The sequence below is a fragment of the Micromonospora profundi genome (assembly GCF_011927785.1).
Classification (GTDB): Bacteria; Actinomycetota; Actinomycetes; order Mycobacteriales; family Micromonosporaceae; genus Micromonospora; species Micromonospora profundi.
Genome location: NZ_JAATJK010000001.1, coordinates 5,061,695 through 5,085,256, shown reverse-complemented (window position 1 = coordinate 5,085,256; position 23,562 = coordinate 5,061,695). Strand labels below are relative to the sequence as shown.

The window sequence follows — 23,562 nt, the reverse complement described above, 5'->3', positions numbered from 1 at the left end:
GCCCGCGACCGCCTGACCCGGTGGTCTCCTGTCGGCCAGGGCTGGTGTCGCTTCGATGCCGGCCCTGGCCGGCGGGTGGACGGAGGTGGGGGGTGTCACAACACCCGGTGACGGCGTGAGAGAGTGGCAGCCATGCGTGCTCGCCGTCTTGTCGCCGTCGCCAGTGTCTCGCTGGGCCTCGTCGCCCTCTCCGGTTGCCGTGCTGAGCCTGGTACCGCCGCCTACATCGGTGACCAGCGCATCACCGACAGCGAGGTCACCGCCGCGATGAACGACCTGCGGACGAAGAACCCGACGCCGACCGCGGCGCCGCAGACGGACGCCAGTGGCCAGCCGGCACCGGGGCCGCAGTTGCCCGAGCTGGCGGACGTGGTCCGGGTGATGGTGCTGACGAACGTGTGCGAGCGGGCCTCCGCCGAGAAGGGCTACCAGCCGCGCAGCCAGGTCTCGGTCGACCAGGCCGCCCAGCAGCTCGGCCTCAACCCCGAGACCGGGTACGTGCGGGAGATGGCAAAGCTCTTCACCTGCCTGTCCGGGTTGCCGGCCGAGCCCGTGGAGCCGACCGAGCAGGAAATGGCCGACGTGATCGCCGCCGGTCGCGGGGGTGGCAACATCCCGGCCGAGGTGTCCGACGAGGACGCCGCCCGTCAGCTCGACGGCGAGCAGTTGCGCGGTGCGCTGGCGACCAAGCGGGTCCTGGCCGAGGCGGTCGAGCGGTACGACGTGACGATCAGCCCTCGGTACCGTCCGCTGGAGTTCCCGCTGCTCAGCTTCTCCGGCGACGTGGCCGCGGTGAGCGTTCCCCTGGGCGAGCCGGATTCCGGCGCGGTCACGGATGTCTCCACCCCGACGACGGCTCCGTCCAGCGCGGACCCGGACGCGGACTCGCACTCGCATGATGAGGGCACGGCCAGCTGAGCATGTCGGCACGGATCGTCCTGCTTGTCACCTCGCCACGGCTGCCGGCCGGTCTGCTCACCGCCGCCGCCTGGGACGTCGTACGCCGGCACCCGGTGTTGACCGGCGCGGAGAGCGAGTTGGTCACGGCAGTGCGTCAGGCGGGCGCCGACGTGACGGTGGTGGACGGTTCGGCGACGCAGCCGCTGCTTGACGCGGCGGCGCACGGCACTGTGGTCTGGTTGGCCGGTCCGGCGGGCGATGAGGCGCTGGCCCGCGAGTTGGGTCTGCGGCTGGCCCGGGAGCCGGGGCTTGCCGAGATGGAGCTGATGTACGGCTCGTGGGATCCGCCGGGCGCGCGGCTGCTCGACGCGGTGGCCGTGCTTGACCGGCTGGCATCGCCGGGCGGTGACCCGTGGAAGCGGGCGCAGACGCACCGCAGCCTCGCGGGTTATCTGCTGGAGGAGAGCTACGAGGCGTACGACGCGATAATCGCCGACGACACCGACGCGCTGCGCGAGGAGTTGGGCGACGTGCTGCTCCAGGTGGTGCTGCACGCCCGGCTCGCGGAGGAGTTGCCCGAGGGCGAGCGGTGGACCATCGACGACGTGGCCGGTGGCCTGGTCGACAAGATGATCCGGCGCAATCCGCACGTCTTCGCAGGCTTGGAGGCCGGCTCGCTTGAGGAGATCACCGAGAACTGGGAGCGGATCAAGAAGGTCGAGAAGGCGCGCGACTCGGTGCTGGACGGCATCGCGCTGAGCCAGCCCGCCCTCGCCCTGGCCACCCAGATCCTGGATCGCGCCGCCCGCGCCGGCCTGACCGTCGTGCTCCCGTCACCGGAGGTGCAGCCGGACGAGGAAACCCGCCTGGGTGCCAGCCTCCTGGCCGCCGTCGCCGCTGCCCGTGAGGCGAACCTGGACCCTGAGAAGGCCCTACGGCACACAACCCTGACCACTGCCGATGCCATCCGCGCATCCGAACCCAAACCCTGATCCCACAGCGCGTTGGTCCTGAATTGCCGCCCGCCTCGGCGTTGATCAACGTGGCGTGGGGGCGGGGGTCGGTAGGGTGGGTCGGTGGAAGAGTTTGGGGTTTTGGCGGAGCGGGTCGTTGAGGCTCTGCTGGAGACGCGGCCGGGTGTCGCCACCGCTGCTGGGGATCACCGGTTCGACGACCGGCTACCCGATCTGGCCGCCGACGCGTTGGCCGCCGACCGGGCGATGCTCTCCGACGCGGCAAACGCGCTGTCCGAGTTGGACCCCGACGCGCTCGACATCGACGAGCAGGTGGATCACGCGCTGCTCACCTCATTCGTGGACCGGGAACTCTTCGAGCTGACCGAGATCCGGTCGCACGAGTGGGATCCGCTGCGCCACAACCCCGGCCCGCTGCTGCACGCGCTGCTGGCCCGCCCGTACGCGCCTGCCGAGGTGCGGTTGACGCAGATGGCCGGCCGGCTCGCCGCCGTACCCGATGCGCTCGCGACCGCCCGCGCGGCGCTGCGGGACATGCCGCGGGTCCATGCCGAGACGGCGGTCGGGCAGTTCGCCGGCGCGGCCGCGCTGATCCGCGACGAGCTGCCTCCGCTGCTCGCCCAGGCGCCGGGCGCCCTCGACCGGGTCGAGCCGGCGGCCAGGGCGGCGATCGCGGCCCTGGAGGAGTTCGTGGCGTGGCTGCGCGCCGGCCTGGCCGCCGACGCCGGCCCCGGGCGCGATCCCCGGCTGGGCCGCCGCCGCTGGGAGGCGCGGCTCTGGCACACCCTCGACACCGAGTTGGGCGCCGCCGAGATCCAGCGCCGCGCCTGGGCCAATCTGGACCGGGTCACCGAGGAGATCCGCGAGGCGGCCGTCGAGCTGGTCGGTGGTCCGGCCGACGACGCGGCGGTACGCCGGGCGCTCGACGTGCTCGCCGCCGAGCACCCCGACGACGCGACGATCGTCGAGCTGGCCGGGGTGACCCTGGACGAGGCGTCCGACTTCGTCCGCCTGCACGACCTGGTCACGCTTGTCGACGACAGGTGCGTGATCCAGGAGATGCCGGAGTTCGCGCGGGGCGTCGCGGTGGCGTACTGCGACTCGCCCGGCCAGTTGGAGACGGCGGACGTGCCCACGTTCTACTGCATCGCGCCCACCCCGTCGGCGTGGCCGGCGCAGCGGGTCGAGTCGTTCTACCGCGAGTACAACGACCACATGATCCGCAACCTGACGGTGCACGAGGCGATGCCGGGGCACTTCCTCCAGCTCGCCCACGCCCGCCGTTACGTCGGTGCCACCCGGGTTCGGGCGTTGGTCCGGTCCGGCCCGTTCATCGAGGGCTGGGCGGTGTACGCCGAAGAGCTGATGACGGGCCTCGGCTACGGCGGCGTGCCGGTGCGGTTGCAGCAGCTCAAGATGCAGCTGCGGATGACCATCAACGCGCTGCTCGACCAGTTGGTGCACGCCGAGGACATGCCCGAGGCCGAGGCGTTGGCGTTGATGACCGGGCGCGGCTTCCAGGAGGAGGGCGAGGCGGCCGGCAAGTGGCGTCGGTCGCTGCTCACCTCGACTCAGCTGTCCACCTACTTCGTGGGCTACAGCGAGGTGGCCGAGATCGCCGCCGCCCGCCCCGACGGGGTCTCAGCGCGCGAATGGCACGACGCGATGCTCGCCCACGGCTGCCCGCCGCCGCGCCACCTGCGTACCCTGCTCGGCGTCTGACCTCGCCGCCGCTCGCCGGCGGCGGTCACCGCAGCCCGGCGGTCACCGTCGCGTCGATCAGCCAGCGCGAGATGGAGTACGCCGGAGGCAGCTCCGCCGGCAGCGCATCCAGGCCGAACCAGCGGGCCTCGGTCAGCTCCCGACCGTCGACCACCGGCTCGGCGTGCCTGTCGGCGGCACGGGCTGTGAAACCGGCGAGCAGCACACCTGGGCCGGAGATCGCCCACGGCTGGCTGCCGTGGTAGGCCAACCCGTCGACGGTCAGCCCGACCTCCTCGCCGATCTCCCGGCGCACCGCCGCCTCCAGTGTCTCGCCGGCCTCGACGAAGCCGGCGACAAGGGCCCACAGGTTGGTCGGCCCGGTGGCGTGCCGCACCAGCAGCAGCTCGTCGGGGCGGCCCGCCCGGCCGGGGCGGGTGATGGCGGTCAGCACCGCGACGGAGAGCTGCATCGGCACGTACATGCCGCAGTCGGGGCAGCGCCGGGAGATCTCGCCGGGCTGGTCGGTCAGCTCGGCCCGGCAGGCGCCGCACCAGCGGTGGGTACGCCGCCAGGTGGTCACGGCCAGCGCCCGGCCGGCAAGCGTGGCGAGAGGTTCGGGCACCTCGGCGGCGAGTGACGTCCAGCGTCGCGCCCGACCGGGGAAGGCGTCGGCGGTGGTGAGATCGGTGGCCCACGCCGGGACCCCGTCGAGGGTGCCAACGGGCGTCCACAAGGTGTCGGCGGGCAGGTCGCCGACCCGGGCCACCGCCCCGTCGGCGGTGGTCAGCAGCTTCGCCCCGAGCACCGGCAAGGCGATGTCGGTGGGCGCCGGCAGGCGGTCGGGGTCGACCCCCGGCAGGAAGCCGGCGCGTTGTTCGGCGGGCGAGGGCTGGACGGACGGGTCGGTCACGAGCCGCCCTGCCGGCGGTCCACCACGCCAGCGCCGGGCGGCGGGTCGAACGCGCCCTTCTGCACGGTCTCGCTGTAGCGGCTCAGCGCCAACTCTGTGGGCTTGCCGTCGACAGGGCCGTTGAAGCTTCCCAGCACGCCCTCGGTGGTCACGCAGGCGGTGAAGTTGCCGTCGGCGCGTTGCACCTCGACGCAGGCGGCGTGACGGCCGGCGACTGTGGTGTCGCTCTGCTTGATCACGGACTCCGGGTCGAGCGCGGCGGCGGTCAGCATGCCGATCACCACGGGAGGGGTGACCAGGCCCTGCTGGTTGGCCTCGGCGAAGAGCGCCACAGTTGGCTTGGTGCCGGGGGTGGGAGGTGTGACGACAGTGCACGCCATGCGGCCGCCGGTCTCCGTGCAGCGGGTGACCGCATCCGGTGTGACGGTGAGCCGCCCACCCGGATAGAAGTACGCGGAGCGCGCCGGGTCCTGCGCCTGCACGATCCCGGCGGCCTGGCCGCCGGGAAGCTGATAGTCGGCCGAGTAGGTCAACTCCAGCGCCCGGTCGAGTCGGGCGGCGAGGTCGTTGACGAGATCGGAGCGGCCCATGGCGCGTCCGGCGTCCTCGAATGTCTGACAGCCGGTGACCGTGAGCGACGCGATGACCGACACGGCGAGCATGCGGAGGGTGGTCGAGGCGGCGGGCATGGCGACCAGCCTGGTCGATCGGGTCGGCGCAGCGCAAACTCGTTGCCGGTTGAGGCCCGGAAATACGGGAATGTCCGTCAGTACGGGCCGACTCGGGTGCGCGGGCGACGCCGTGCCCGTTCCCGCCGCCCGATACGCTGCGTGCAACACCTGCCTCAGCCGCACCGTCGCGGCCCACCCACGGACCGGATATCAACAACGAGGAGCGACTCAGTGGCAACCATCGAGGGAATCGTCGCCCGGGAGATTCTCGACTCGCGGGGCAACCCCACGGTCGAGGTCGAGGTCGGCCTGGACGACGGCACTGTGGCCCGCGCCGCCGTGCCCTCCGGCGCCTCCACCGGCGCCTTCGAGGCGATCGAGCTGCGCGACGGTGACGCCGGCCGCTACCAGGGCAAGGGCGTGGAGAAGGCGGTCTCCAACGTCGAGGACAAGATCGTCGACCAGATCATCGGGTACGAGGCCAGCGAGCAGCGGCTGATCGACCAGAAGATGCTCGACATCGACGGCACCGACAGCAAGTCGGAGCTGGGCGCGAACGCCATCCTCGGCGTCTCCCTCGCGGTCGCGAAGGCCGCCGCCGGCAGCGCCGAGCTGAGCCTCTTCCGCTACCTGGGTGGCCCGAACGCGCACCTGCTGCCGGTGCCGATGATGAACATCCTCAACGGTGGCGCGCACGCCGACTCCAACGTCGACATCCAGGAGTTCATGATCGCGCCGATCGGCGCGCCCACCTTCCGTGAGGCGCTGCGCTCCGGCGCGGAGGTCTACCACGCGCTGAAGTCGGTGCTGAAGAAGAAGGGCCTGTCGACCGGGCTCGGCGACGAGGGCGGCTTCGCGCCGAACCTGCCGACCAACGCGGCGGCCCTGGATCTGATCGCCGAGGCTGTCGAGAAGGCCGGCTACCGGCTCGGCACGGACATCGTGTTCGCCCTCGACGTGGCGGCGACCGAGTTCTTCGACAACGGCACCTACACCTTCGAAGGTGCCGGCAAGTCCGCCGAGGACATGAGCACCTACTACACCAAGCTGGCCGACGAGTACCCGATCGTGTCGATCGAGGACCCGCTGGCCGAGGACGACTGGACCGGCTGGCAGACGCTCACCGCGTCGATCGGTGACCGGGTGCAGATCGTCGGCGACGACCTGTTCGTGACAAACCCGCTGCGCATCGCCCGCGGTATCGCGGAGAAGGCGGCGAACGCCGTGCTGGTGAAGGTCAACCAGATCGGCTCGCTGACCGAGACCCTGGACGCTGTGGACCTGGCGCACCGCGCCGGCTTCAAGTGCATGATGAGCCACCGTTCCGGCGAGACCGAGGACACCACAATCGCCGACCTGGCGGTGGCCACCGGCTGCGGCCAGATCAAGACGGGCGCGCCGGCCCGCTCCGACCGGGTCGCCAAGTACAACCAGCTGCTCCGGATCGAGGAGGAGCTGGGCGACGCGGCGCGCTACGCCGGTGCCGGTGCCTTCCCGCGCTACCGTTCGGCCTGAGACGCGTAGAAGCCTCGGGGGAGGGGTGTGACGATGCAGCAGCGCCGCACACCGGGTGGTCAGCGTCCCGCCCGCCGGCCGGGTCAGTCCGGCCGGCCGGGCGGTGGCCGGGCCATCCGTGGGTCGGTCCGGGACGCGGGCGTACGCGCCGAGCCGCGCGGCGCTGCCGGCCGGGCACCGAGCGCCGCCCGGGGTGCTGAGGGCGGGCGCTCCGCGAACCGTCCGGCCGCTGCCCGGCGTACCGCCTCCGGTGGTTCCGTGAAGCGGCTCTCCGCACCCCACCCCCGTCGCTTCACCGGCCGGGCCACAGTGCTGTTCGCGGTGCTCATCGCGCTCGCCCTCGCGTACACCTATCCGGTTCAGGTCTACCTGGACCAGCAGGCCGACATCGAACGGATGGAGGCCGCGCAGGCGGCGCAGGAGGAGGAGATCGCGAAGCTCGCCGCCGAGGCGGCGAAGTGGAAGGACGACGAGTACATCAAGACGCAGGCCCGGGAACGGTTCTTCATGGGCGAACCGGGCGAGAAGATGATGGTGGTGCTGCACGACCCGGAGGGTGCCGCCCGCGACGCCGGGAAGCCCGACGGCCCGGCCACGCCGGCCGGCCCGACGACCTGGTACGACACGCTCTGGTCGAGCGTGCGGGCGGCGGACAGCCAGCAACCGGGCAAGTGATCCACCGATCAGCACACCAGGAGAGATGGGCACCGTGACTGTCGTACCACCATCGGAGCCGGCGGCGGATTCCGTACCCCTGCCGCAGCGGGAGCCGGCCACCGAGGCCGACCTGGCCGCGGTGGCGGCGCAGCTCGGCCGTACGCCCCGGGGCAGCCGTGCGGTGGCGCACCGCTGCCCGTGTGGCCTGCCGGACGTGGTGGAGACGACGCCCCGCCTGGCCGACGGCACCCCGTTCCCGACGCTGTTCTACCTGACCTGCCCCCGTGCGACGGCGGCGTGCAGCCGGCTGGAGTCGGCCGGGCTGATGAAGGAGATGGCCGACCGGCTGGCAGCCGATCCGGAGTTGGCCGCCCACTACCGTGCGGCGCACGAGGACTACCTGGCCCGGCGGGAGGCGATCGCCGAGGTGCCGGAGATCGCCGGGATCTCCGCCGGCGGGATGCCCGGGCGGGTGAAGTGCCTGCATGTGCACGTCGGGCACGCGCTGGGCGCCGGCCCGGGTGTGAACCCGTTCGGCGACGAGACGTTGGCGCTGGTCGAGCCCTGGTGGACGACCGGCCCGTGCGTGGACGTGCCGGCGGCCGAATGAGCGCGCAGGCCGGGTCCTCGGCGCCCGAGAGTCAGATCCTGGTACGGCGGGCACGCACCGGGGACGTGCGGGGCATCCGGCGGCTGGTCGACACGTACACCGATGACCGGCGGCTGCTGAGCAAGGCCACGGTCACCCTCTACGAGCAGGTGCAGGAGTTCCGGGTGGCGGTCCGCCACTCCGACGACGCGGTGGTGGGCTGCGGGGCGCTGCACGTCATGTGGGAGGACCTTGCCGAGATCCGCACTGTGGCGGTGGACCCGTCGTGCCGGGGCCGGCGGATCGGGCACCGGCTGGTGGGCGAGCTGATCGACGCTGCCCGGGAGTTGGGCGTGGCACGGATCTTCGTGCTCACCTTCGAGACACAGTTCTTCGGCGCGTTCGGTTTCCGTGAGATCGACGGCGCGCCGGTGCCGCAGCCGGTGTACGAGCAGTTGCTGCGCTCGTACGACGAGGGTGTCGCGGAGTTCCTGGACCTGGAGCGGGTCAAGCCGAACACCCTGGGCAACACCCGGATGCTGCTGCGGCTCTGAGTGCGCGGGAGCCCTTCCGGCGGCTGTCGTAGGGTTGCGGGGTGACGACGCGTGTGGCGGCCATCGACTGCGGGACCAACTCGATCCGACTGTTGATCGCCGACCTGCCGGACGAGTCCGCAGGTGCCGAGGCGCCACTTGTCGACGTGACCCGTCGGATGGAGATCGTCCGGCTGGGGCAGGGTGTGGACCGCACCGGGCGACTCGCACCGGAGGCGATCGAGCGGACCCGGGTGGCGTTGGCGTCGTACGCCGCCGACATCGAGACGTTGGGTGCGCAGCGGGTGCGGATGTGTGCCACGTCGGCCTCCCGCGATGCCGCAAACGCCGCCGACTTCACCGAGATGGTGCAGCGCACCCTAGGTGTGGCGCCCGAGGTGGTCACCGGCGACGAGGAGGCCCGGCTGTCGTTCACCGGCGCGGTGCGGGGGCTGCCTGCCGACGCGAAGGAGCCGTTCCTTGTCGTGGACATCGGCGGCGGTTCCACCGAGTTCGTGGTCGGTGACCGGGACGGTGGGGTGCGGGCGGCGATCTCGGTGGACATCGGCTGCGTCCGGATGACCGAGCGGCACCTGCCCGGTGACCCGCCGACGCCCGAGCAGGTGGCGGCAGCGCAGGCCGACATCGCGACAGTGGTGGACAGGGCGCTCGCCGCGGTGCCGGGCCGCGAGGCGGCCACCCTTGTCGGTCTCGCCGGGTCGGTCACCACTGTTGTGGCGCTCGCGCAGGGCCTACGGGAGTACGACCCGGAGCGCATCCACCACGCCCGGGTGTCGTACGAGGCGGTCGCCCAGGTGACCTCGGACCTGCTGGGGCAGACCCGTGAGCAGCGGTTGGCGAACCCGGTTATGCATCCGGGTCGGGCCGACGTGATCGGCGCGGGCGCGCTGGTGCTCCGCGTGATCATGGAGCGGGCGGGGATGCCGTCGGTGGTCGCCTCGGAGCACGACATCCTCGACGGCATCGCCTGGAGTCTCCAGCCAGCCGTGCGCTAGCCGGCGACTGATCGACTCGCCTCCAGAGGGTCGGGGCGGGACATTCCAGAAACCCGTGTGGCACGCCGTGTCAGTTGCGTTGACGCTACTGCGCATTGCGCACTAGTGTGCAATGCGTGGACACCACACAGTTGTTGAAGGGCGTGCTCGATCTGGCCGTCCTCGCCGTGCTCCGCGAGGAGGACGGCTACGGCTACGACATCCTGCGCCGGCTCCGCGAGGCCGGCCTGGACGAGGTCGGCGACGCCTCCGTCTACGGCACGCTGCGCCGGCTCTTCGCCGCGGGCCTGCTCACCACCTACGTCGTGCCGAGCGAATCCGGCCCGCACCGCAAGTACTACGCACTCAACGCCGCCGGGCGTGACCAGTTGACCCGCTCCGGCAAGCTCTGGCGCTCGTTCGCCACCACAATGGACAGTCTGCTCGACGATCGGGGGCTGGCGGCATGACCGTCACGGAGCAGGAGATCACCGACTATGTGACGCGGGTCCGGGCCGCTCTGGCCGACCTGCCGCCGGCTCAACGCGACGAGCTGACCGAGGACCTTGCCGACCACCTGACCGAGGTCGCCGCCGAATCCGAGGGCACCCTCGTCGAGCGGCTGGGCGAGCCGGAGACGTACGCCGCCGAGCTGCGTGCCGCGGCCGGCGTCGGTGCGGTTCGCGGGCGCAACCTCGACCAGCGGGTCGCCACCATGCTGGCCGGGCTCCAGGGCCGGCTCCGGGTGCTCGACACCGGGCTCGGCCCCGCCCTGGGGTACGAGACGGCAAGCGACTTCCTCCGGTTGCTGCGGCCCGCCTGGTGGGTGCTGCGCGGTTACCTGGCGGCCATGCTGCTCACCGTGATCACCACCGGGGGCGCCTTCGGTGTGCTGCCCCGGTTCGGCGGCGAACTGCTCGCCGGTCTGATCATGCTTGTCGCCTTCGTGCTCGCCTCGATCTGGCTCGGCCGTCGCTCCGCCCAGTTGAGCCGCTGGCCGCGCTCGGCGCTTCAGGTCGGCAGCGCAGTGCTCGTGGTCTTCGCGCTCTCCGCCCTGGTCCAGGCCGAGGACCGGATGCGCTACGGCGACTACGGCGTCGACCCTGCGTCGATCAACGGCCCCTACGACAATGTCCGGGACGTCTTCGTCTACGACAGCGAGGGTCGGTTGGTGGAGAACGCCCGGCTCTTCGACCAGAACGGCGACCCGATTCGCCTGGGCTACCCGGACTGCGAGGGCCGCATCGACGAGTACGGCAACCCGCTACTGCGGCCCTACCCGTACTGCCTGGAGCAGGCACCCTTCGGCCATCGCGCGCCGGGCGTGCCGGTGCGACCCGAGACGCCGAACGTGACACCCACACCCACGCCGGAGGCGCCAACACCGCCGGGCCCCACCGCGACGCCGACCACGACGCACAGTAGCGATCCGACGCCGAGTCCGACGAGGTGAGATGGCTGGTGACAAAGACCATGCACAGGAAGCTGGGAAATAGCTGAACGGACGAGGCGAGCGGGGCAGCGCCGGAAATCAATGATCGTTACGGTGTCGTCTGCTCATCCAGCCCTCGGAAGGAATCCCCTTGTCAGAGCAGGTCGCACCGCCCCCCGCGTCCGACGCCGCAACACCCCAGCCGGCCGTCGCGACGCCGCCTCCGGCCCCGTCTGAGGCGAAGAAATCCGGTGCAAAGAAAGCCCTCGGCATCATCGGCACGATCCTCGTGATCGTCGTCATCGCCGGCCTGAAGTTCGGTATCGGCAGCTTCCTGAACAAGGACGAGACCGCCGACGCCAAGGCGGGCGACTGCATCGCCGAGCTGCCCGAGATCACCGGCACCGAGCAGGAGAAGGTCAGCGGCGCCAAGGTCGTCGAGTGCACCTCCACCGACGCTGCGTACAACGTGGTCGGTCGGGTGGAGGACCAGACCGAGGCCCAGGCCAAGGCCGACACCGCCTGTAACCAGTTCTTCAAGGAAGACGACGAGGGTTACATCTTCTCCAGCATCGCACCGGGCAAGACCGGCTACGTGCTCTGCCTGACCAAGAAGGCCTGACCGGAGCCTCACGCAGGCCAGGCACCAACGCCGATGGCGGCGAGGACACGTCCTCGCCGCCATCGGTGTAAGCGGGGTCACGGGCCCGGGGAAACAGGAGGTGAATGCCACTGTTCCCGCGTCTTCCCCGGCGCGGTCACGGCATGGCAGGCTACCGGCACGTGGGACCACTGGGCGACCAGCCAACGATGACTGACCGCTAGGAGGACGGGCCGATGGGCGAAATGGTGAGCTACCCCAGCAACGGTGGCACGAGCGAGGGGTATCTCGCGATACCCGCCAGCGGAATGACCAGCCCGGCTGTCATCGTCATCCAGGAGTGGTGGGGGCTGGTCCCGCACATCCGGTCGGTGGCCGACCGGTTCGCCGAGGCCGGCTTCGTCGCCCTCGCACCGGACTTCTACCACGGCGAGACGACAAGCGAGCCCGACGAGGCGCAGCGCCTGCTGCTGGCGCTGCGGATGGACGAGGCGGCAAAGGACATCGCCGGCGCCGCCGACTATCTCGCCGGTCGCCCGGAGGTCACCGGTAAGGTCGGCGCCGTGGGATTCTGCGCCGGCGCCAGCCTGGCGCTGTGGTCGGCCACGCTCTCCGAGCGGATCGTCGCCACAGTCGGCTTCTACCCCGTGCTGCCCTGGGAATCGATGCGCCCCGACTGGACCGACTACGCCGGCAAGGCTGCGCTCATCCACTGCTCCGAGGAGGACGGCACCTCGTCCGGCGAGGGCGTACAGACCGCCCGCCGGGCCATCGAGGAGGCCGGCGGCAGCTGCCAGCTGTACGACTACCCGGGCACCGCGCACGCCTTCTTCAACGACGACCGGCCGGAGGCGTTCGACCAGCGCTCCGCCGCCAGCGCCTGGGCACGCACCCTGGAACACTTCCGGGGCAAGCTTGGCTGAGCCGCGTACCCCCGATCAGGTCGTCGCCCGCGCTGCGCGGGCGGAGGACCTGGCCGACCTGGACGCTGCCGTCAGCGACTGTTTCGCCTGCCCCCGGCTCGTCCGGTGGCGGGAGGAGGTGGCCCGCACCCGCCGGGCCGCCTTCCGCGACCAGGAATACTGGGGCCGCCCGGTTCCGGGGTTCGGCCCCGCCGACGCGCGGATCGGCATCCTCGGCCTGGCGCCGGCCGCGCACGGCGGCAACCGCACCGGCCGGATCTTCACCGGCGACCGGTCGGGCGACGTGCTCTTCGCCGCCCTGCACCGCGCCGGCCTGGCCAACCAACCGACGAGCGTCGCCGCCGACGACGGGCTGGCCCTGCGGACCACCCGGATCTTCGCGGCAGTCCGTTGCGCGCCGCCGGACAACAAGCCCACCCCGGTCGAGCGGGACACCTGCGCGCCCTGGGTGCACCGTGAGGTCACCCTCATCCGGCCCACCCTGCGCGTCGTGGTCGCGCTCGGCGCGTTCGCCTGGGCCGCGTGGTGGCCGGTGCTACGCCAGGTGTACGGCCAGCGCCCGCCCAGCCCGCGACCGGCGTTCGGGCATGGGGCACACTGGTCCGGCGTGGCCGTACCAGAATTGCTCGGCTGTTACCACGTGAGCCAGCAGAACACCTTCACCGGGCGGCTGACGCCGGGGATGCTGGACGACGTCTTCGGCCGGGCCAAACAGTTGGCCGAAGTGGACTGAGATACGCGTGGGGTGGTGGCGATGACTGACGGAACGCGACCGCCCACGCCGTCCCCGACCGTCGAGCCGGGGGTGCTGCGCCCGGTGGTCGGCCTGTTCCGGCGGTGGTGGCCGGTGGGTGCGGTCGCCGCCCTGCTCGCCGCGGCTGCCCTGGCCTCCGGGAACTCGTCGATCGGGGCCAACCGGATCCCGCCGGCTGCCGAGAACATTCCCTGGGTGCCCGAGTACCCGTCGGAGCAGCCGGCCCCGTCGTACCCGGTGGAGCCGAGGGACGCCGGTGAGGCCACCCAGGCGCACATCCCGCAGTGGATCGCGACAGCGGCGCTCGCCCTGCTCGGCCTGGCCATCCTCGTCGTGCTGGGCTATCTCACCTGGATCCTGATCCGCGGGGTGGTGCGCCGCACCACCCGGGCGCTGCCGGCGCAACGACCCCGGCGTACGGCCGAGGGCACCGCCCGCGAGGTGGTCGCCGCCCTCGACGCGGGCCTTGTCGAGTTGGACGACCAGGACACCGACCCGCGCGTCGCGGTCATCGCCTGTTGGGTACGCCTGGAGGACGCCGCCGCAGCAGCCGGTGTTCCCCGCCAGCCCGGCGACACCCCTACCGACCTGGTGACCCGGCTGTTGCGGGGCGACCCGTCGGCAGGGGTTCCGGCAATCGTCAGCGCCGACGTGCTGGCCGAGTTCGCACACGTCTACCGCGAGGCCCGGTACGCCACCCGGGACGTCGACGAGGGCACCCGTGACCAGGCCCGCGCCGCGCTGCGTCGGCTGCGCGGCGAGCTGGCGATAGTGACGATGGGTGCTCCCGAGGTGTCACCGTGAGCGCGAGGAGTGAGCCGGGTTTGCGAGCCCCGCAGTCGCGAACGAAGGTGTCACCGTGAGCGCGAGGAGTGAGCCGGGTTTGCGAGCCCCGCAGTCGCGAACGAAGGTGTCACCGTGAGTGGCAGCGCCAGCATCGACGACCTGCTCACCTTCGAGGAGGAGCGGGCGCGCAGCGACGACCGGGGCCGGGGCGGTCGGGCCGGGCGTGTCCTGCGCGCACTGGCCGCCAACGCGGCGGTGGTCGTCGTGCTGATCGTCGGTCTGCGTGCGGTAGGCCTGAAGGTTTCGCTTGTCATCCTGGTCGCCGGGGTTTTCGCGGTTTTCGCGGTGCGTCGGGTCGCCGCCGCTCTCGCGCCGCCAGCCGGGGGGAAGTCCCGGACGCCTGCCGTCCGCTATGACGACGGCACCTGGAACTGGGGTGCCCGGGATGCGCTGCGGGCCGCCATCAACGGCTGGGAACTGCCGCTGGACTGGTCCACGACACGACCCGAACGTTTCAGCGGGGTGATCCTGCCCCGACTCGGGGAGTTGGCCGACGAGCGGCTGCGCCTGAAGCACGCCGTGACCCGCGAGTCGGATCCGGTCCGCGCCCGTGCCCTACTGGGTGACCGGCTGTGGACGTTCCTGGAAACCCCGCCCCGCCGCCCCCCGTCGCCGCGCGACCTCGCGGTGATCGTCGCCGAACTGGAGAAGATCTGATGAACGACGTGGACCGCAGCATGCCCGCCGCCGAGGTCGGTCGCCTGGCCCGGGCGGTCCTGGACGCGGTCGGCACCGTCGTGGTCGGCAAGCGGGACTCGTTGGAGTTGGTCCTCGCCGGCATCCTGGCCGGTGGGCACGTGCTCCTGGAGGATCTGCCGGGCTTGGGTAAGACGCTCACCGCGCGGTCGTTCGCCCAGGCGCTCGGGTTGGACTTCCGCCGGCTCCAGTTCACCCCGGACCTGCTTCCCGCCGACGTCACCGGCTCCTTCCTCTACGACCAGCGCACCGGTGACTTCAGCTTCCGGGCGGGGCCGGTCTTCACCAACCTCCTCCTCGCCGACGAGATCAACCGGACGCCACCGAAGACCCAGTCCGCCCTGCTGGAGGCCATGCAGGAGAAGCAGGTCTCGGTGGAGGGCGTCACGTACAAGCTGGACGAGCCGTTCCACGTGCTGGCCACCGCCAACCCCATCGAGTACGAGGGCACGTATCCGCTGCCCGAGGCGCAACTGGACCGGTTCCTGCTGCGGGTCTCGTTCGGCTATCCGGAGCACGAGGAGGAGTGGGAGGTGCTGCGTCGCCGGATGGGCCGTCGCCGTGAGGAGGCGGATATCAAGCCGGTTGTCGACGCGGGCACCCTGCGGGCGATGCAGGCCGCCCTGGAGGACGTGGTGGTGGAGGATTCGATCGGCCGCTACATCGTGTCCCTGACGGCGGCCACCCGGGAGCACCCGTCGGTGCTTGTCGGCGCCTCGCCGCGTGGCTCGCTGGCGCTGTTGCTGCTGGCCCGGGTGCGCGCGGTGTTCGGTGGCCGCGACTATGTGGTGCCGGAGGACGTCAAGGAGGTGGCGGCGCCCGCGCTCGCACACCGGATCACCCTGCGGCCGGAGATGTGGTTGCGTCGTGTCGATCCGGCCTTTGTGGTCGGTGAGGTGTTGGAGGCGACGCCCGCCCCGGCCAGTGGCGCCCTGCCCAGCTACGCCGCCGGTGGGCTCCGGCACTGATGACCGGACCGACCGCGCCGCGATCCACCGAGCCGGACTCGACGGCCGGCTGGGCACCCACCCCTGCGCTCGCCCGCGCGGTGCTGCTCGCCGGGCTGCTGCTGGTGGCGGGCGTGCTGCTGGGGCGGATCGACCTGATCGTGCTGGCCGCGCCGTTCGCGCTGGGCACCGCGTACGCGCTGCGTCGCCGGCCCACAGCGCTGCCGCAGGTCTGGATCACCACCGGCGACGACGGACCGCTGGTCGAGGGTGGCGAGGTGGCGGCGACGGTGAGCGTCGGCAACCCGGACACTGTCGACTACGACCTGATGGTGGTGCGGTCCCGGGTCTCGCCGTGGCTGCGGATCACCCGGGCGGGCTTCGCCGGGCCCGTACCCGCCGATGCTGCGCCGTCGGCCGGTGAGCCGACCGGTGGTGAGCCGGCCGGCGGTGCGGGTCGTTCCGCCGTCGACCGCCCGTTCGTGACATCGGTGCCGGTCGCCGCCGTGGTCGATCTGGAGCTGGCCGGTCGGGCCCTGCGCTGGGGTCGGCACCCGGTCGGTCCGGCGGGTGCCCGGGTCGCCGCGGCCGGTGGGCTGCTGGTCTCCCGGGCGGTGATCACCGAGCCGGTCGAGGTGCGTGTCTATCCGCGTACCGAGCCGTTCGACGCGGTGGAGGCGATGCCCCGGGCCGCCGGTCTGGTCGGCGCGCACCACTCCCGCCGGCCCGGTGAGGGCGGTGAGTTGGCCGGCGTGCGGATCTTCGCCCCGGGTGACCGGCTGCGCCGCATCGACTGGCGGGTCTCGCTGCGCGCCCGGCAGTTGCATGTGGCGGCCACCCTTTCCGACCGGGACGCCGAGGTGGTGGTGCTGCTCGACGTGCTCGCCGAGGCCGGCCGTTCCGGCGGGGTGGGCGGTGCCGCCTCGGTGCTGGACACCACTGTGCGGGCCACTGCGGCGATCGCCGAGCACTACCTGCACCGGGGTGACCGGGTCTCGCTGTTGGAGTACGGGCCCGCAGCCCGCAGGCTGCGTCCGGCCGCTGGTCGCCGGCAGTACCTGACAGTCCTTGAGTGGCTGCTCGACGTCCGCGCCGAAGCCTCCCAGCATGAGCCGTACGACCTGGTTTTCGGTCCGCAGATGCTCTCCTCGGACGCGCTGGTGGTGGTCCTCACCCCGCTGCTGGAGGAGCGGTCGGCGCAGATGCTGGCGCGGTTGGCCCGCTCCGGGCGCTTCGTGGTGGCAGTCGACACGCTGCCGACGGATCTGACACCGCCGAAGGACCGGGGGTGGGCCGAGGTGGCGTACCGGTTGTGGCGGCTGGATCGGGAGACCATGATCGGGCAGCTTCGGGAGCACGGCGTGCCCGTCGTGCGCTGGGCCGGCGCCGGCAGCCTGGACCAGGTGCTGCGGGACGTGGCGCGGCTCGCGACGGCCCCTCGGGTCGGTTCCCGGTGAGCGTGAGGAGTGAGCCGGGTTTGCGAGCCCCGCAGTCGCGAGCGAAAAGCGGTCCGGTGAGCGTGAGGAGTGAGCCGGGTTTGCGAGCCCCGCAGTCGCGAGCGAAAAGCGGTCCGGTGAGCGTGAGCAGTGCGGTTGGGGGTGGGTGCGGATGATCGAGGCGGTCACCGGGCGGGTTCGGGCGGTGCAGCAGGCCGCAGGCCGGGTCAGCGCCGTTCCGCTCCTGGTCCGGGCGGGGATCTTCGCCACCGTGCTGGCCGGGTTGGCGTTGGCGTTTCCCGCCGAGGTGTTGAGCGGTCGGCCGTTGCTGTTCCTGGCGGTGGCCGCGTTGCTGCCGGCGGTGGGTCCGCGTCGACCGTGGCCGACCTTCGCGGCCCTCGTCATGGTCGGTGGCTGGTTGCTCGCCACCGACGGGTACGGCCGCCCGGTCCAGCTGTGGCGGCTGCTCGCCGTCGCCGCGTTGCTTTACCTGTCGCATTCGCTGTGTGCGTTGGCGGCGCTGCTGCCGTACGACGGGGTGGTGGATCCTGACCTGATCAGTCGATGGTTGCTGCGGGCCGGGGCGGTGCTGCTGGGTACTGCCGTGCTGGCGGTGCTGCTGTTGCGGGTGGCAGGGCTGGGTGGCGAGACCGGCCATCAGTGGGTGACGGTGTTGGGGCTGCTGGTGGCGGTGGGTCTGGTCGGGCTGCTGGGTTGGCTGCTGCGGCGTAAATAGATGGGTTAGGCAGGTCACATGGCTTGTGCTCCGTCACAGAAGGGGGGCGCGAGCGGGATTACCTGAGCTGGCCGGGGAAAGATAGATGACGTGAATCCGAAGCGGATCCTTGTGGTGGGCGCTGGGCACGTCGGTCTCTACGCGGCCCTGCGACTGTCGAAGAAGCTCAGCTCCCGTGAGGCTGAGGTCATTGTGGTGGACCCTCAGCCCCACATGACCTACCAGCCGTTCCTGCCGGAGGCGGCGGCGGGCAACATCTCCCCGCGGCATGCCGTGGTGCCTTTGCGACGCGAGTTGCGCCGGTGCACCGTGGTGGCCGGCACCGTCACCCGTGTCGAGCACGACCGCAAGGTGGCGATCGTCCAGCCGATCGTGGGCCCGGCCCGGGAGATCGCGTACGACCACGTGATCGTGGCGCCGGGTTCGGTGTCGCGGACGCTGCCGATTCCCGGCCTGCACGAGCACGGCATCGGGTTCAAGACCATCGGTGAGGCGATCTACCTCCGCAACCACGTGCTGGACCGGCTGGACGTGGCGGCTGTCACCCCGGACCCGGAGGTTCGCCAGTCGGCCCTGACCTTCACGTTCGTCGGCGGTGGGTACGCCGGCATCGAGGCGCTCGCCGAGATGGAGGACATGGCCCGGGACGCGCTGCGCTACTACCCGGAGCTGAAGCCGGAGGACATGCGCTGGGTGCTCGTCGAGGCCACCCAGCGAGTGCTGCCCGAGGTCGACCGTGACATGGGCGCGTACACGGTGCAGCAGCTGCTCAAGCGGAACATGGACATCCGGCTGGACACCCGACTGGAGTCCTGCGTCGACGGGGTGGTGAAGCTCTCCGACGGTGACAGCTTCCGCTCCGACACGATCGTCTGGACCGCCGGTGTGAAGCCGTCGCCGATGCTTGACGCGACCGACTTCCCGCGCGACGAGCGGCGGCGGGTGACCTGCCTGCCCACGCTCCAGGTCGTCGACGGCGACCGGGTGGTCGAGGGTGCGTGGAGCGCCGGCGACTGCGCCGCCGTTCCGGACCTGACGAAGGAGCCCGGCAACTTCTGCTCGCCGAGCGCCCAGCACGCGGTGCGTCAGGCGGCCCGGATGGCCGACAACATCGTCGCGGTGGTGCGGGGTCGCGAGCCGGTCGACTACAAGCACAAGCACGCGGGCAGCGTGGCCAGCCTCGGCCTGCACAAGGGCGTCGCCCAGGTGTACGGCATCAAGATGACCGGCTGGCCGGCGTGGTTCATGCACCGGACGTACCACATGAGCCGTATCCCGTCGTTCAACCGCAAGGTCCGGGTCGTGGTGGACTGGTCGCTGGCGTTCTTCCTCAAGCGTGAGGTTGTCGCCCTGGGCCAGCTGCACGATCCGCGCGAGGAGTTCGTAGAGGCGTCCGCGCCGGTAGGCGCACCCCGCGTCTGACCCAGCCGAAAGGAAGGGCCCCTTCTTATCGTTTTCGATATAGGAGGGGCCCCTTCTTGACGCCCGCCTGACATCGGCTGAGCGCGGCGGCGTCAGACCCGCCAGGTCCACGCGTCGGCTATCCGGTTGGCGGGGCCGTAGAGCTGCTCCAGGGTTGCGCGCAGGCTGTCGGCGTGGGGAGCGTCGTCGGCCAGCGCCACGCAGGAGGCACCCCAGAAGTCCGCGTCCCGGGCTGCCTGCCGGCGCTGTTCGTCGCCGATGGCCGGCAGGTCACCGCGCCGGGCGACGTCGGCAAGCAGGGCCGAGGTGGGCTGCTTGAAGGTGCCCATGGCCGCGGTGCCGCCCCTCCCGTACGGGCCGATGAAGAAGCCCTCGGGCATGCCGAACCCGGCGTTCGCGGCGACCGCCCAGCGCATCGGCCAGGGTTCCTTGGGTGTGGGCAGCGGCACCGGAACGAGCACGCCGCCGGGGCGTACGCACTGCTTCCAGTGCCCGCCGGTGATGAACTCGGGCACCTCGGGCCGTGCCGCTGTCGGCAGCGGGGTCGGAAAGATCGGCAGCAGTGCGGCGGCGACCGCCAGTGGCACGAGTCGTCGTGCGCGGCCGGTGCTGCGCAGGGCCCTGTCGACAGCCAGCACCAGCAGCGTCGCCACGATCGGGAGCAGCGCCAGGCCGAATCGCATCGGCAGCGCGCCGTCCACCACCGGCAGCCCGGCCAGCAGGGCGTACGGGCCGGGCACGGCGGTGCGGATGCCGCCGAGCACCACCTCCGGGCCGAGCGAGAGCGCGCCCATCACCAGCCCGGCCACGACACAGGTGAAGACCAGCCGGCGCCGGCCGGTCCAGATCGCGCAGGCCGCGGTGACGAGCAGCAGGGGCCAACCGAGGAAGGTGTTGTACTCGGCGGGGCCGGTGGTCAGCCGGGACGCCTGGTCGCTGCCGGCGATCGACAGCGGGGAGATCGCCCACCAGCTGCTCAGGTCGGCCGAGAAGTAGGAGGGGCTGAACATGCCGTCGGCGACCCCCTGCGGCCCGGCGAACTGGAACCACAGCGGGTATCCGAGCACCATCAGCGCCAGGCCGGCGGCGATCGCCAGACCTCCGGCGAAGCCGGGCAGCGCACGACGGGCAAGGTCGCGGTCCGCCACGGCGTAGCTGATCGCCATCACCAGCAGGGTGACGGCGGCCAGGAAGAGCACCTCCTCACCGATGAAGACCTGCGCGGTGACCGCAGCGGCCAGCCCGACGGCTGAGCTGATCATCCGTCGCCGGTCCGGCCCGCTGGGCAGAGCACGCGTGGACCCGGCCGGGGTACGACCCGGGTCGGAGGCCCGCAGCAGGCGGACCACCAGCCAGACGATCACCGGCACCAGCCACTGCGCGGTCATGTGCAGGTGGCTGTTCGTCTGCGACACCATTCCCGGCCCGAAGCCGCAGAGCCCTCCGCCGAGCGCGGCGGCCAGCCGACGGGTACGCATCGTCCGGTGGAACAGCAGGTACCAGGCGAGTGCCGTGCCGGCCAGGTTGGCGGCGGCGAGCAGCGCGAAGGTGACCGGCGCGCCGAGCAGGAGGGTGATCGGCGCGCAGACGATGCCGAGCGCGATGACAGTGGTGTTGGCCATCAGGTTGACGCCGTCGGGTGCGTTGAGCCTGTCGGTGAGCAGGCTGAAGTCGCCGAGCAGCGCTCTCGCGTCGACGGCCAGGAACCACTCGTAGAGGGCCTGGTCCTCCGGGTTGAGCGCCAGCGTCCGGCCGCCCGGGTCGGGCCACAGCCCGTGGGTCAACCAGCCGGCCAGCACGACCCAGAGCAGTGCGACGAGCAGATCTGCCCGGTGGCGGCGGACGGCAGCCAGCAGCCGGACGGCCCGGGTTCGGCGGTTGACCTGATCGGCGAGGCGGACGGCCTGGTCAGGGGCGGCGTCGGGGGCCGTGGGGGCTGCGCTGCTCACGGAATCGACCCTAATGTGGCACGCCCGTCGGGGTACGCCGGGTTGTTGACGACCGGCTACGGTGACATTGCACTCGCGCGTGTCGACGCGCCGGTGCCACCCGCCCGGGTGGTGGAAAGGCAGACACGGCCGCCTTAAAAGCGGCTGCCGCAAGGCGTGCGGGTTCGACCCCCGCCCCGGGCACCAACCGCGACCGGCCCGCATTCCCATCCGTGATCACCAGGAGTGGGTCGGGCAGTTTACTCTTGGAGGGCACGTTCACGTGCAAACGACCCCCTGAGGGAGGCCAGACAGTGAAGACCTCGAACCCGGTGCTCGCCCGGCTCGGCCAAGCGGCCGAGCGGGAGCGCGCCGCCGGGTACGCCCCGGCCGGGCCGTACGGACAGCCCGGCATTCCCCAGCAGTACCCGTCCCAGGCCGGTTACCCGGTCGCACCGCCCACCGTGGCCCCCATGACCGTCGACGACGTCGTCGTCAAGACGGTCGCCCTGCTCGGCATCCTCGGCATCACCGCCGCGGCCGCCTGGGTTCTCGTGCCCGACTCGCTGGTCGGGGTCGCCTGGATCGGCGCGGCAGTTGTCGGCCTGGCCCTCGGTCTGATCATCTCGTTCTCCCGGATGGCCAACCCGGCGCTCGTCATCGCGTACGCGGTCGTCGAGGGCGTCTTCGTCGGCATGGTCAGCAAGGCGTTCGAGACGCGCTACGACGGCATCGTGCTCCAGGCGGCGGTGGCCAGCTTCGGCATCTTCTTCCTGATGGCGATGCTCTACCGGGCGAAGGTCATCAGGGCCACCCCGGCCTTCGTCAAGGGCATGATCGCGGTCATGGTCGGCCTCTTCGCCGTCATGATGATCAACCTGGTGCTGGCGCTGTTCGGCGTCAACACCGGCCTGCGGGACGGCAGCCCGCTTGCCATCGGCTTCAGCCTGGTCTGCATCGTGGTCGCCTCGCTGAGCTTCGTGCTCAGCTTCAAGGAGGTCGAGGACGGCGTCCGGATGGGCCTGCCCCAGCGCTACTCCTGGGTGGCCGCGTTCGGCATCCTGGTCAGCCTGGTCTGGCTCTACATCGAGATCCTGCGCCTGCTGAGCTACTTCCAGGGCGACGACTGACCTCGTCCGCTCTGCCGATCGGCGCCCGCCTCCGCTTCCGTGGGGGCGGGCGCCGTCGTCCGCGCCGTTTCGCCGTCGCCGCCGGGCCGCCCGGGGCAGAGTGACTGCGGGGGGTACGCGGGTGAGGGAGGCGACGGTGCGCAGCAACAATCCGGTGCTCAACCGGCTGGACGAGACCGGCCGGTTGGAGAGCCGGGTGCTCGGCTCCCAGGATGTCGAGCCGATGACCGTCGACGACGTCGTGGTCCGTACCGTCGGGTTGCTCCTGCTCACCGGCGTGGCCGCGGCCGTGTCCTGGGTGGTGGTGCCGGAGGCGGCCTGGCTGGGCGCGGCGCTGGCGGGCAGCGCGCTGGCCTCGATCGCCCTGGTCCTGGTCATCTCGTTGCGGGCGATCACCAACCCGGTGCCGATCGCCGGCTACGCGCTGCTGCAGGGGCTGCTGCTGGGGGTGGCCAGCCGGACGTTCGAGCAGGTCTATCCGGGCATCGTGGTGCAGGCGGTGGCCGGCACGTTCGGCGTCTTCTTCGGTATGGCGGCGTTGTACCGGGCCCGGGTGATCCGGGCGACGCCCCGACTGGCCCGCCTGGTGATCGGCACGCTGCTCGGCATCGCGGTGCTCAGCGTGGTCAACCTGGTGTCGTACCTGATCTCTGGACGGCAGGGGTTGGCTGTCTACAGCGTCAGCGGCGAGGTCGGCTGGCTGCCGTACGCCTTCTCGGTGGTGGCGATCATCGCGGGCGCGTTCAGCTTCATCCTCGACTTCGACCTCGTCGAGCGTTCGGTGCGCGACGGTCGACCCCGCCGGTACGCGTGGCTGAGTGCGTTCGGTCTGCTCACCGGCCTGGTCTTCCTCTACTGGCAGTTGCTGCGGTTGCTCAGCTACCTGCGCCGTTGACCGGGCCGGGGTGGCGGGGCCGACGCCGGCCGTAGACTCGGCGGCGATGAGCGCAGTGGAGTTGGAGCAGGCCGTACGACTGCTTGTCGGTCAGATCGGGCACTGGCAGCAGCCTCGTTGGGCGGCGGCCGCAACGACCGGCAACATGTCCCGCGCCGACCTGGTCCACCGCCTGGTGCAGGAGATCGCCAACCTTGCCGCCGACGCCGAGGGCGGACCCCGCCGCACCGTCCCTCGGCTGGACAACGACCTGGCGCTGCCCGACCAGGTGCGGGTGGTGACAGCGGACCTGCTGGCCGCCGGAGCCGATGCCGGAACGCTGGCGCGGGCCGCCGCCGAAGTGACGGCGACCCGCAGCGCGCTCTGAG

At 71.6% G+C, this 23,562-nt stretch carries 25 protein-coding genes and 1 tRNA gene; 23 read left to right on the top strand and 3 right to left on the bottom strand.

Going from position 1 to position 23,562, the window contains the following annotated elements; genetic code table 11:
• Nucleotides 1-132: 132 nt before the first annotated feature.
• The 3 genes from F4558_RS22350 (at nucleotide 133) to F4558_RS22340 (ending at nucleotide 3,596) form a co-directional block, all read left to right on the top strand.
• The gene (locus tag F4558_RS22350) at nucleotides 133-918 is read left to right on the top strand and encodes a hypothetical protein (RefSeq protein WP_167945914.1); all 786 of its coding nucleotides are present in this window, start codon (nucleotides 133-135) and stop codon (nucleotides 916-918) included.
• A gap of 2 nt (nucleotides 919-920) precedes the next feature.
• Nucleotides 921-1,892 carry a nucleoside triphosphate pyrophosphohydrolase gene (locus tag F4558_RS22345; protein WP_167945913.1) on the top strand — a complete coding sequence of 324 codons (972 nt, stop codon included), beginning with the start codon at nucleotides 921-923 and terminating at the stop codon, nucleotides 1,890-1,892.
• An 84-nt stretch (nucleotides 1,893-1,976) separates the two neighbouring features.
• Nucleotides 1,977-3,596: a DUF885 domain-containing protein gene (locus tag F4558_RS22340; protein WP_167945911.1), complete on the top strand. Its 1,620-nt coding sequence runs from the start codon at nucleotides 1,977-1,979 to the stop codon at nucleotides 3,594-3,596.
• 25 nt (nucleotides 3,597-3,621) lie between these two features.
• On the opposite strand, the gene F4558_RS22335 is transcribed toward F4558_RS22340, so the two are convergent.
• Together F4558_RS22335 and F4558_RS22330 are read right to left on the bottom strand one after the other, a co-directional pair.
• Complete coding sequence (locus F4558_RS22335) at nucleotides 3,622-4,488, bottom strand: NAD(+) diphosphatase (protein WP_167945909.1); 867 nt, start codon at nucleotides 4,486-4,488, stop codon at nucleotides 3,622-3,624.
• The gene (locus F4558_RS22330; protein ID WP_053655347.1) at nucleotides 4,485-5,177 is read right to left on the bottom strand and encodes a hypothetical protein; all 693 of its coding nucleotides are present in this window, start codon (nucleotides 5,175-5,177) and stop codon (nucleotides 4,485-4,487) included. The genes F4558_RS22335 and F4558_RS22330 overlap by 4 nt, the downstream gene beginning before the upstream one ends.
• A 213-nt stretch (nucleotides 5,178-5,390) precedes the next feature.
• Here F4558_RS22330 and eno point away from each other — a divergent pair, with 213 nt between their 5' ends.
• The 16 genes from eno (at nucleotide 5,391) to F4558_RS22250 (ending at nucleotide 19,241) form a co-directional block, all read left to right on the top strand.
• Entirely contained in the window at nucleotides 5,391-6,674 is a 1,284-nt protein-coding gene (gene eno, locus F4558_RS22325; protein ID WP_053655345.1) for a phosphopyruvate hydratase, read from the top strand.
• A 33-nt stretch (nucleotides 6,675-6,707) separates the two neighbouring features.
• Nucleotides 6,708-7,349: an FtsB family cell division protein gene (locus tag F4558_RS22320; protein WP_053655344.1), complete on the top strand. Its 642-nt coding sequence runs from the start codon at nucleotides 6,708-6,710 to the stop codon at nucleotides 7,347-7,349.
• Nucleotides 7,350-7,383: 34 nt separating this feature from the next.
• Entirely contained in the window at nucleotides 7,384-7,941 is a 558-nt protein-coding gene (locus F4558_RS22315; protein ID WP_053655418.1) for a DUF501 domain-containing protein, read from the top strand.
• Nucleotides 7,938-8,474 (top strand): amino-acid N-acetyltransferase, encoded by a 537-nt coding sequence (locus F4558_RS22310; RefSeq protein WP_053655341.1) that lies wholly within the window; start codon nucleotides 7,938-7,940, stop codon nucleotides 8,472-8,474. Before F4558_RS22315 ends, F4558_RS22310 begins: the two co-directional genes overlap by 4 nt.
• A gap of 53 nt (nucleotides 8,475-8,527) precedes the next feature.
• Nucleotides 8,528-9,469, top strand: a complete 942-nt coding sequence (locus tag F4558_RS22305; RefSeq protein ID WP_167947601.1) for a Ppx/GppA phosphatase family protein — start codon at nucleotides 8,528-8,530, stop codon at nucleotides 9,467-9,469.
• Between the two features lie 116 nt (nucleotides 9,470-9,585).
• A complete protein-coding gene (locus tag F4558_RS22300; protein ID WP_053655336.1) occupies nucleotides 9,586-9,918 on the top strand; it encodes a PadR family transcriptional regulator in 333 nt (110 codons plus the stop codon).
• On the top strand, nucleotides 9,915-10,901 hold the full coding sequence (locus tag F4558_RS22295) for an HAAS signaling domain-containing protein (RefSeq protein WP_167945907.1): 987 nt from the start codon (nucleotides 9,915-9,917) through the stop codon (nucleotides 10,899-10,901). The genes F4558_RS22300 and F4558_RS22295 overlap by 4 nt, the downstream gene beginning before the upstream one ends.
• A gap of 130 nt (nucleotides 10,902-11,031) precedes the next feature.
• Nucleotides 11,032-11,502: an LppU/SCO3897 family protein gene (locus F4558_RS22290; protein WP_082377437.1), complete on the top strand. Its 471-nt coding sequence runs from the start codon at nucleotides 11,032-11,034 to the stop codon at nucleotides 11,500-11,502.
• Nucleotides 11,503-11,717: 215 nt separating this feature from the next.
• On the top strand, nucleotides 11,718-12,404 hold the full coding sequence (locus tag F4558_RS22285; protein ID WP_053655332.1) for a dienelactone hydrolase family protein: 687 nt from the start codon (nucleotides 11,718-11,720) through the stop codon (nucleotides 12,402-12,404).
• On the top strand, nucleotides 12,397-13,137 hold the full coding sequence (locus tag F4558_RS22280; RefSeq protein ID WP_167945905.1) for a uracil-DNA glycosylase: 741 nt from the start codon (nucleotides 12,397-12,399) through the stop codon (nucleotides 13,135-13,137). Before F4558_RS22285 ends, F4558_RS22280 begins: the two co-directional genes overlap by 8 nt.
• Nucleotides 13,138-13,158: 21 nt before the next feature.
• Complete coding sequence (locus F4558_RS22275; RefSeq protein WP_167945903.1) at nucleotides 13,159-13,962, top strand: DUF4129 domain-containing protein; 804 nt, start codon at nucleotides 13,159-13,161, stop codon at nucleotides 13,960-13,962.
• 114 nt (nucleotides 13,963-14,076) lie between these two features.
• A complete protein-coding gene (locus tag F4558_RS22270) occupies nucleotides 14,077-14,661 on the top strand; it encodes a hypothetical protein (RefSeq protein WP_167945901.1) in 585 nt (194 codons plus the stop codon).
• The gene (locus F4558_RS22265; protein WP_053655325.1) at nucleotides 14,661-15,668 is read left to right on the top strand and encodes an AAA family ATPase; all 1,008 of its coding nucleotides are present in this window, start codon (nucleotides 14,661-14,663) and stop codon (nucleotides 15,666-15,668) included. Before F4558_RS22270 ends, F4558_RS22265 begins: the two co-directional genes overlap by 1 nt.
• Entirely contained in the window at nucleotides 15,668-17,104 is a 1,437-nt protein-coding gene (locus tag F4558_RS22260; RefSeq protein WP_167945899.1) for a DUF58 domain-containing protein, read from the top strand. The genes F4558_RS22265 and F4558_RS22260 overlap by 1 nt, the downstream gene beginning before the upstream one ends.
• A gap of 154 nt (nucleotides 17,105-17,258) precedes the next feature.
• The gene (locus tag F4558_RS22255; protein ID WP_369814792.1) at nucleotides 17,259-17,819 is read left to right on the top strand and encodes an LPXTG cell wall anchor domain-containing protein; all 561 of its coding nucleotides are present in this window, start codon (nucleotides 17,259-17,261) and stop codon (nucleotides 17,817-17,819) included.
• 90 nt (nucleotides 17,820-17,909) lie between these two features.
• Nucleotides 17,910-19,241: an NAD(P)/FAD-dependent oxidoreductase gene (locus F4558_RS22250; RefSeq protein ID WP_053655319.1), complete on the top strand. Its 1,332-nt coding sequence runs from the start codon at nucleotides 17,910-17,912 to the stop codon at nucleotides 19,239-19,241.
• 92 nt (nucleotides 19,242-19,333) lie between these two features.
• Here F4558_RS22250 and F4558_RS22245 read toward each other — a convergent pair whose 3' ends face one another.
• Entirely contained in the window at nucleotides 19,334-21,190 is a 1,857-nt protein-coding gene (locus F4558_RS22245; RefSeq protein ID WP_197281516.1) for a hypothetical protein, read from the bottom strand.
• Nucleotides 21,191-21,292: 102 nt separating this feature from the next.
• Between F4558_RS22245 and F4558_RS22240 the strand changes: the two genes are divergently transcribed.
• The 4 genes from F4558_RS22240 (at nucleotide 21,293) to F4558_RS22225 (ending at nucleotide 23,561) form a co-directional block, all read left to right on the top strand.
• Nucleotides 21,293-21,376: transfer RNA gene (locus F4558_RS22240), tRNA-Leu, on the top strand.
• A gap of 107 nt (nucleotides 21,377-21,483) precedes the next feature.
• Nucleotides 21,484-22,299, top strand: a complete 816-nt coding sequence (locus tag F4558_RS22235) for a Bax inhibitor-1/YccA family protein (protein WP_053655317.1) — start codon at nucleotides 21,484-21,486, stop codon at nucleotides 22,297-22,299.
• A gap of 136 nt (nucleotides 22,300-22,435) precedes the next feature.
• Nucleotides 22,436-23,194, top strand: a complete 759-nt coding sequence (locus F4558_RS22230) for a Bax inhibitor-1/YccA family protein (RefSeq protein WP_053655315.1) — start codon at nucleotides 22,436-22,438, stop codon at nucleotides 23,192-23,194.
• 46 nt (nucleotides 23,195-23,240) lie between these two features.
• Nucleotides 23,241-23,561: a hypothetical protein gene (locus F4558_RS22225; RefSeq protein ID WP_053655313.1), complete on the top strand. Its 321-nt coding sequence runs from the start codon at nucleotides 23,241-23,243 to the stop codon at nucleotides 23,559-23,561.
• The last annotated feature ends 1 nt before the right edge of the window (nucleotide 23,562 follow it).

Excerpts from the sequence above, each read along its gene's own strand:
- F4558_RS22350 (WP_167945914.1), top strand. The coding sequence starts at position 133 with ATGCGTGCTCGCCGTCTTGTCGCCGTCGCCAGTGTCTCGCTGGGCCTC.
- F4558_RS22345 (WP_167945913.1), top strand. The coding sequence starts at position 921 with ATGTCGGCACGGATCGTCCTGCTTGTCACCTCGCCACGGCTGCCGGCC.
- F4558_RS22330 (WP_053655347.1), bottom strand. The coding sequence starts at position 5,177 with ATGCCCGCCGCCTCGACCACCCTCCGCATGCTCGCCGTGTCGGTCATC.
- F4558_RS22320 (WP_053655344.1), top strand. The coding sequence starts at position 6,708 with ATGCAGCAGCGCCGCACACCGGGTGGTCAGCGTCCCGCCCGCCGGCCG.
- F4558_RS22310 (WP_053655341.1), top strand. The coding sequence starts at position 7,938 with ATGAGCGCGCAGGCCGGGTCCTCGGCGCCCGAGAGTCAGATCCTGGTA.
- F4558_RS22295 (WP_167945907.1), top strand. The coding sequence starts at position 9,915 with ATGACCGTCACGGAGCAGGAGATCACCGACTATGTGACGCGGGTCCGG.
- F4558_RS22285 (WP_053655332.1), top strand. The coding sequence starts at position 11,718 with ATGGGCGAAATGGTGAGCTACCCCAGCAACGGTGGCACGAGCGAGGGG.
- F4558_RS22275 (WP_167945903.1), top strand. The coding sequence starts at position 13,159 with ATGACTGACGGAACGCGACCGCCCACGCCGTCCCCGACCGTCGAGCCG.
- F4558_RS22265 (WP_053655325.1), top strand. The coding sequence starts at position 14,661 with ATGAACGACGTGGACCGCAGCATGCCCGCCGCCGAGGTCGGTCGCCTG.
- F4558_RS22260 (WP_167945899.1), top strand. The coding sequence starts at position 15,668 with ATGACCGGACCGACCGCGCCGCGATCCACCGAGCCGGACTCGACGGCC.
- F4558_RS22225 (WP_053655313.1), top strand. The coding sequence starts at position 23,241 with ATGAGCGCAGTGGAGTTGGAGCAGGCCGTACGACTGCTTGTCGGTCAG.